The sequence below is a fragment of the Rhodococcus sp. 1168 genome (genome assembly GCF_002091955.1).
GTDB lineage: Bacteria > Actinomycetota > Actinomycetes > Mycobacteriales > Mycobacteriaceae > Rhodococcoides.
In genome coordinates this window covers 1-6,446 of record NZ_MKKY01000081.1, presented here as the reverse complement: position 1 = coordinate 6,446, position 6,446 = coordinate 1, and the positions used below count along the sequence as shown (strand labels likewise).

General features: G+C 58.8%; 8 protein-coding genes. 2 read left to right on the top strand and 6 right to left on the bottom strand.

The annotated features are described in order from the left end of the window. Positions 1-924: IS3 family transposase (locus BJI47_RS18695; protein ID WP_088942194.1), on the top strand; the 924-nt coding region annotated here is incomplete at its 5' end. Here BJI47_RS18695 and BJI47_RS24190 read toward each other — a convergent pair. The 4 genes from BJI47_RS24190 to BJI47_RS18680 all read right to left on the bottom strand — a co-directional run bounded on the left by BJI47_RS24190 (position 911) and on the right by BJI47_RS18680 (position 3,789). Then, positions 911-1,081, bottom strand: a complete 171-nt coding sequence (locus BJI47_RS24190) for a hypothetical protein (RefSeq protein ID WP_176224960.1) — start codon at positions 1,079-1,081, stop codon at positions 911-913. The genes BJI47_RS18695 and BJI47_RS24190 overlap by 14 nt on opposite strands. Before the next feature lie 325 nt (positions 1,082-1,406). Next, positions 1,407-1,550 carry a hypothetical protein gene (locus tag BJI47_RS24185; protein WP_176224959.1) on the bottom strand — a complete coding sequence of 48 codons (144 nt, stop codon included), beginning with the start codon at positions 1,548-1,550 and terminating at the stop codon, positions 1,407-1,409. 310 nt (positions 1,551-1,860) lie between these two features. Continuing rightward, on the bottom strand, positions 1,861-2,946 hold the full coding sequence (locus tag BJI47_RS23800; RefSeq protein WP_125458758.1) for a hypothetical protein: 1,086 nt from the start codon (positions 2,944-2,946) through the stop codon (positions 1,861-1,863). A gap of 576 nt (positions 2,947-3,522) precedes the next feature. Further along, positions 3,523-3,789: a hypothetical protein gene (locus BJI47_RS18680; RefSeq protein ID WP_088945156.1), complete on the bottom strand. Its 267-nt coding sequence runs from the start codon at positions 3,787-3,789 to the stop codon at positions 3,523-3,525. A gap of 232 nt (positions 3,790-4,021) precedes the next feature. On the opposite strand from BJI47_RS18680, the gene BJI47_RS18675 reads away from it, so the two are divergent. After that, a complete protein-coding gene (locus tag BJI47_RS18675; protein ID WP_088945155.1) occupies positions 4,022-4,501 on the top strand; it encodes a hypothetical protein in 480 nt (159 codons plus the stop codon). A 463-nt stretch (positions 4,502-4,964) separates the two neighbouring features. Here BJI47_RS18675 and BJI47_RS18670 read toward each other — a convergent pair whose 3' ends face one another. Together BJI47_RS18670 and rfbA are read right to left on the bottom strand one after the other, a co-directional pair. Beyond that, positions 4,965-5,552, bottom strand: a complete 588-nt coding sequence (locus tag BJI47_RS18670) for a dTDP-4-dehydrorhamnose 3,5-epimerase family protein (protein ID WP_088942945.1) — start codon at positions 5,550-5,552, stop codon at positions 4,965-4,967. A gap of 11 nt (positions 5,553-5,563) precedes the next feature. Continuing rightward, positions 5,564-6,433, bottom strand: coding sequence for a glucose-1-phosphate thymidylyltransferase RfbA (gene rfbA / locus BJI47_RS18665; RefSeq protein WP_088942946.1), 870 nt, complete (start codon positions 6,431-6,433; stop codon positions 5,564-5,566). Positions 6,434-6,446: the final 13 nt, after the last annotated feature.

Sequence of the window (6,446 nt, the reverse complement as noted above, 5' to 3'; positions counted from 1 at the left end):
GTCCGCGTACTTCGCAGCCAATCAACAAAAGTAGAGCTCTACACGTTGATGGCCGCGGAGTACGCGAACTCCGCAGTTCACCGGATGGCGCGCCTGCTCGAGGTGTCGACCTCCGGCTTCTACAAGAACCAAGGACGCAGTGTGACAACCCGATTGGCAGAGCGAGAGCAGCGTAGAGCCGATCTGGAGATCAAGATCCTCGCGATCCACCAGGAGTCGAAAGGCGTGTACGGGGCACCGCGCATCACCGCCGAACTCCACGACCGAGGCGAGGTGATCACCGAGAAAACTGTCGCCAAGATCATGCGATCGCTCGGTGTCGTCGGCATCAGTCCGCGCACGTTCAAGGTCCGCACCACCGTGGTCGATCCGTTCGCCTCGTTCCCTGATGATCTGGTCCAGCGCCGTTTCGATCAGGGTGAACTCGATGCGGTGTGGACTTCGGACATAACGTATCTGACCTGCGGGGAGGGGGATATGTACCTGTGCGCGATCAAGGACGAGCACTCGAAGAAGGTTCTCGGATGGGCCGTGGCCGATCACATGCGCACCGAGCTGGTTGTCGAAGCGTTGGAGATGGCGGTCGCCGAACGTGGCGGCGATGTCGCGGGAACAATCATGCACTCGGACAGGGGATCTCAGTACACTGCTGACATCATGAAGCAGGCGTGTGAACGGTACGGGTTGCGGCGTTCGATGGGTGAAACCGGTCAATGCTGGGACAACGCCGGCGCCGAAAGTCTGTGGTCGACGTTCAAGCACGAGTACTACTACCGGCACACCTTCGTTCATGCCACTGAATTGGTTGCTGCAGTTGACAACTGGATGAACTTCTACAACACTCGCCGTAGGCACTCCACGATCGGGATGCTCAGCCCCACCACGTACGAACAGTCACTGATCGCGCCCATCATGGCCGCGTGACCACTGTCCACTTTTCGGGGGGAACCTCACCGGCCATCGATCCGGTGTCGGCGAGAGCAGTCATGGTGTCGCTGTGCAGGGTCGACAGTGCCGCGGCAACATCGAGAACTGCCTGAGCTGCGTTGTAGTAATTCTGCGGCCGGATCGTCTCTGCCATCGATCAGCGCCCCAACATGGAGATGTTCGTCGACTTAGCGGCCGAATAGTTGGCGTGCGCAGTTCGTGCAGCCAGCCGCATCTCCTCGACCTCGCCGTGCGCGCGAGCGATGGCAGCTGTCCCCGAGATTGGCGTTCTTGGAGTGCTCCAGACCCCTCGCCGCCCCACACTTGGCGCAGTCGTTGAACGACGTCGGAATCGATGTCGGCAAGGGTGGTTTCGAGAAATGCGACGAATCGTGCGATCAATTCTGTGGTTTGGTCAAGTAGCTACAGGTCGACTGTGTATCCGTCGCAAGCCTCTGAGCTAATGCCGCCCGGCGAGCTCACAGCCTCAGGACCTTCGTCGATGTGAACGTCGACGCGTTCTCTGTCTCGGCCTGGCGGTAATCGCGCGCCGACTCACGGACCAGAGCTCCGATGTCATGGAGCTCGCGGAAGACCGCCACTATAGCCGTCTTCAGCTCCACCCAACTTACTGGCAATGCAACCAACGTACTCACATCCTGCGCAATTTCCTACGCAGAGGTGTTGGCGGCGTCAGCGGTAGACGGCTGCACAGATCGTTCCCGGTAGCAATCCGTTGGGCGATGTCAGCCAGAGCCACTGTCATAGGGATGAATTGACCGCGGTGTATTGGTCATGGCGAGGTGGGCACCGGATCCGGAATCGTGTCGCACGCCGGGGCCATCAGATTGCCGTGCAACCGCGCAGGTCGGCCAGGGTGGCCGAGTACCGTCGGGACAATACTTGCCACGATGAACCCTATTGGCCAACAGGTCAACCTGTCACCCAATCAATAAATTTGAACTCGCCGATAATTTGTCCCGGATCAGTCGTGATTTTCTCAGGCTTCTCGGGATCCGACAGGTTGGCTCTGTATAAATAATCGCCGATTTTGACTACGTCAGGGTTAGCGAGAAACAGAATTTCTGTGCCGGTGGGATCACTGACGGCCGACCTCGTGGAGTGCGCCGTCCTGGGCGAAATCGGTTCACCCTCATCAATTCCACAAGCAGGGGCGGTTTTGGGTGTCGCGATCACCAGGCGCCCGTCCTCACCGTTCTTCAGGAACCGCCCGTAATCGATCCACCACAACCCAGCATGCGGATCAAGATCTAGCCTCGACGCCTGCGCGACGTACGGTCCGCAGGCGCCGACAGTCAACGGTACGACAACACCGTCCGGACCAATTGCCGATAGGGGCACTGGATCGATGGGTTCATCGGGATTATCTGGATAATGAGTTTGGACTTTTACGATCTGCATGGTATCCAAATTAAGAAAATTAAACTGTTCAAGTACCTGGTCGTAGAACACAAAATTACCGTCGTCATCGAACATAGGCTTCGAAAAACTAGGACTTGGTTCAAAATCTCCTAAATTCTTTTCGTAGTAGGCAGTTATATTCACGTAACTTCCCGACGTCAAATCTACGTAGCCTATACCACTTTGCGACCCGTCTGCCACGACTTTGGTGAAATCAGAGTTGAATTTATGTCGAATCTCAAGTCCGGCAAATGCTCCATTTGGAAGGCAAAGATTTCGCGTGTTGATGTAGTCGAAGTTCCTATCGGCGATGCGCCGTATCTCCCTGAAAGTACCTGTTTCGGCATCAATCTGACCGATGATGCTCTCTCTAGCTTCCTTCAAAGTGTATTCCGGCGAACAAGAAATATAGACCGGCCCGCGGGTGGTAATGTCAACAGTGTTGACTGCTGGATCGGGCGAGTTCACCTGTTCTGACGAAATGGATGATCCTATAGCCGGAGCAGGGCTTGCGGTCGGATCCGGCCCTGAGCAAGAGAGTAGTCCGAACGGCATGAGAAGGGTCAGCGCAACTAGGTTGGCTCGGGCACGGTTCACGCTAGTCACTCCTCGGTCAAAACAATGAGCAATCGGGAAGAGGCGGTACACTCGACTAATCCGGAGCTTCAGAATTGAGGAAAGCGCTATCGGATTGTCCCGTCGCAACAATGCTTGACACTGCCAGATGGCGTGGCTTGAAGGTATCGGTCAAACGGATGACACATGGGTAATGTTCCTCGAATTTAGTCATCGGCGGCGGTCGTTCTTTCCTTGTTGGCTGAAATACTCCTCACCACAAGGTAAGGGGAGGCTGGCGGTTTCGGCGGTGACAATCCGTGTCTCGATCGCGGTGGTGTCTTCCTTGTTGGCCTGTCCTGTGCGGATGGCGTCGGCGATAGCACGGGTTCGTCCGGCTGCGCCGCACAGTGCTACGCCGCGGGCGGGTCGAACGAAGATGCCCAGTTCATTGTTCAGAAGCTTGGTCAGTACGCCGGCGTCGCGGATGGCTTCCTCCGCGGATACCGGGGACCAACCACGGTGCCCGGTCCGGTGTGGTGTGCGAATCCTGCTCGGCGAGCTGAGCGACGAAGTCCGCCAGGGCGGGCGGCAGCAGCACCGGCTGCGTGGCGAGTGTCAGAAATCGGTGCTCCCGTTTCGGGTGAGTTCGACGATGCGGGTGGGAATGTGACCGTAGAGGAGGACCAGGGAACCGGCGACGCGCAGTTCCAGCGCGATGGCGTCTTCGCGCAAGCATCGCCGCAGTAGTGCCCATCGGGTGTCGTCGGCGATGATGGGGCTAGGCAGTCCTTCTCGTCCGAGCCAGGGTGCTGTCAGTTCGGCGGTGTGCCCGTTGGTGTAAGTCCACCGGAGGAAATGGCGGATTCGGTGTCGGGTTGTCACTCCCTGCGATAGCCACAAGTCGACGTCGGACTGAGTTGCGACAGAAAGGGTAGCCGCGCGGGTGTCGATCCCAGGTGAGGAACTGAGCCTCAACTGGGATGCGGGTGAGGACGTATTTGTGGGCGCTGGGGAGTTGAGTCCGCGCGCGTGGCGGTTCCGTGCGCGGCGTAGGACCGACCACGCAGCGTAGGGCCGCAGCAGGGGGCACCTCGGGCGGTTGATCGGCGAGGAAATGCGCGAGCCATGGATCGACTGCGTCGGTCAGCGCGCTGCGCGGTTCCAGCGCTCCGGTGTCGACGAGTATGTGACGCAGCAACCGGCCGTGGCTTTGTTGGGGCAGTGTGTCCAGGTGGTTGTCGGTGATCTCATCGCCGGTGGCTGCGAGTTCGTGTGCGACCTGCATCTATTGCGAGTGATCGTAGCGGCCTTAGTTTTGGGTAGGGGTGTAATCCGTCAGCAGCAGATCGCGAAGAGTGCTGAGTTGGGGACTGTCCCGTCGGGGCCGGCGAGAGTTGTGTTCAGTTGGTTCGTGACCTCGCAGGTATGGCAGATGTCGTTGACGAGTAGATCGAACCGGCTGCAGGTGCGGCAATTCCAGGACCGGTTGTCTCCGCAGCAGGGTCCGCACACGGCTTGCCCGGCGGTGTTCTTTCCGACGAGCGGTCGGCTGAATACGCATTTTGGGCGTCAGGAGGTTGCAGCAATAAGCTGATCCGGTCGCCTTTGCGTATACAGCCCCTTCTGGTGTGCGGGAACGCCTGTACACCCACTCGTTCGCCCCGTGCCAAAAGGATCCGTTGTGACCCATACAGACGGCCTCAACCACCGCGCTCCGTGATGAAACAGTAAGCACCGCCGTTGGTTTCGAAAAGTGATTCCGAGCATTCGTCGATACATTCCACACCGACGGCATCGCTCGGTTGGTCACCGACCCGACTCATGCTTTCGCGCAATCGACTTCGCGAAGCCACTCAGTCCACAACATCAACGCGAAACTCCGCACACATCCGGCCAAATTCAGCAAACTCGAGTGCTTCGAGAGGGACGCTGGCCATAGAGGTACTGCACGCCCAGATAGAGAAGGAGAGCGAAAACAGCCGCCGCCATCAACGTTTGGAGCGACCGCTACAACTTTCATGAATTACGATGCCGTCGGGCTTACCGGTAGGCCCGGCTCAGGCTGTGTAGGTCGGCAAGTATCCGGCGTCGATGGCCTGCGCGAGTGAGGGCGCAGCTTTGTCTTTGTCGGAGAGCTGGTACTCGAGCGGTGAGCCGTCGCGAGCGAGGGTGGGCCAGTCGATCGCCAGATCGGTATCGAGCGGATTCATGTCGCGATCCAAAGCCGGGGTGTATTCGATCGAGCACAGGTACATCACCGTCGAGCCGTCTTCGAGCGACAAGATCGCATGCCCGAGGCCTTCCGGGAGATACACCGCACGACGGTCGACGTCGTCGATCAGCACGCTGTCCCAGGTCCCGAATGTCGGCGACCCGACCCGCAGATCGACGATCACATCCAGAAACGCACCCTTGGTGCAGGTGACGTACTTCGCCTGACCGGGAGGGGTGTCGGTGAAATGGATACCGCGCAGTACCCCGGCTGCCGAAACGGAGCAGTTCGCCTGCGCCAAATCCAACGGCCGCCCGACGGCCTGTTCGAAGTCCGAGGATTTGAACCATTCGAAGAACACGCCACGATCGTCACCGAACTGACGCGGGGTGAATTCGAAGGCACCGGGGATTTTCAATTCACGAAAACTCATCTGCAGATCCTCTACTTGCCGCGGTCGACGAGGTCGAGCAGGTATTGCCCGTACCCGGATTTGACGAGCTTGGTTGCCCGTTCCCGCAGCTGATCGTCGGTGATGAATCCCCGCCGCCACGACACTTCTTCCGGTGAACCAATTTTCAGGCCCTGCCGTTGCTCGATGGTGCGCACATAATTGGAAGCATCCAGTAGCGAATCGAAGGTGCCGGTATCGAGCCATGCCGTCCCTCGGGGCAACACTTCCACGGCAAGACGCCCGGCGTCGAGGTAGTGCCGGTTGACGTCGGTGATCTCGTATTCGCCGCGCGCCGACGGCTGAAGATCGCGGGCGATGGCGAGCACGTCGTTGTCGTAGAAGTACAGGCCGGGGACGGAGAAGTTCGACTTCGGGACCTTCGGCTTCTCTTCCAACGAGATCGCTTTGCCGGCGGCGTCGAATTCGATGACGCCGTACGCGCTGGGATCTTTCACCTCGTAAGCGAAGACCGCGCCGCCGTCGATGTCATCGAATCGGTCCAGCTGCGAGCCCAGTCCGGGACCGTAGAAAATGTTGTCACCGAGCACCAAAGCGGCACTGTCGGAGCCGATATGCTCCGCTCCGAGGACGAACGCTTGAGCGAGGCCGTTCGGCTCGTGCTGAACCTTGTAGGTCAGGTTGATGCCGAACTGGGAGCCGTCACCGAGCAGACGTTGGAACTGCTGCGAATCCTGTTCGGTGGTGATGATCAGAATGTCGCGGATATTGGCCAAGATCAGCGTCGAGAGTGGGTAGTAGATCATCGGCTTGTCGTACACCGGCACCAACTGCTTGCTGATGCCCATCGTGATCGGATGAAGACGCGACCCGGTACCGCCCGCCAGAACAATTCCACGCATATTCGGAAGTCTC

Coding starts and splice junctions, on each gene's coding strand:
- BJI47_RS24190 (WP_176224960.1), bottom strand. CDS start 1,081: ATGGCAGAGACGATCCGGCCGCAGAATTACTACAACGCAGCTCAGGCA.
- BJI47_RS18675 (WP_088945155.1), top strand. CDS start 4,022: ATGCGCGAGCCATGGATCGACTGCGTCGGTCAGCGCGCTGCGCGGTTC.
- BJI47_RS18670 (WP_088942945.1), bottom strand. CDS start 5,552: ATGAGTTTTCGTGAATTGAAAATCCCCGGTGCCTTCGAATTCACCCCG.
- rfbA (WP_088942946.1), bottom strand. CDS start 6,433: ATGCGTGGAATTGTTCTGGCGGGCGGTACCGGGTCGCGTCTTCATCCG.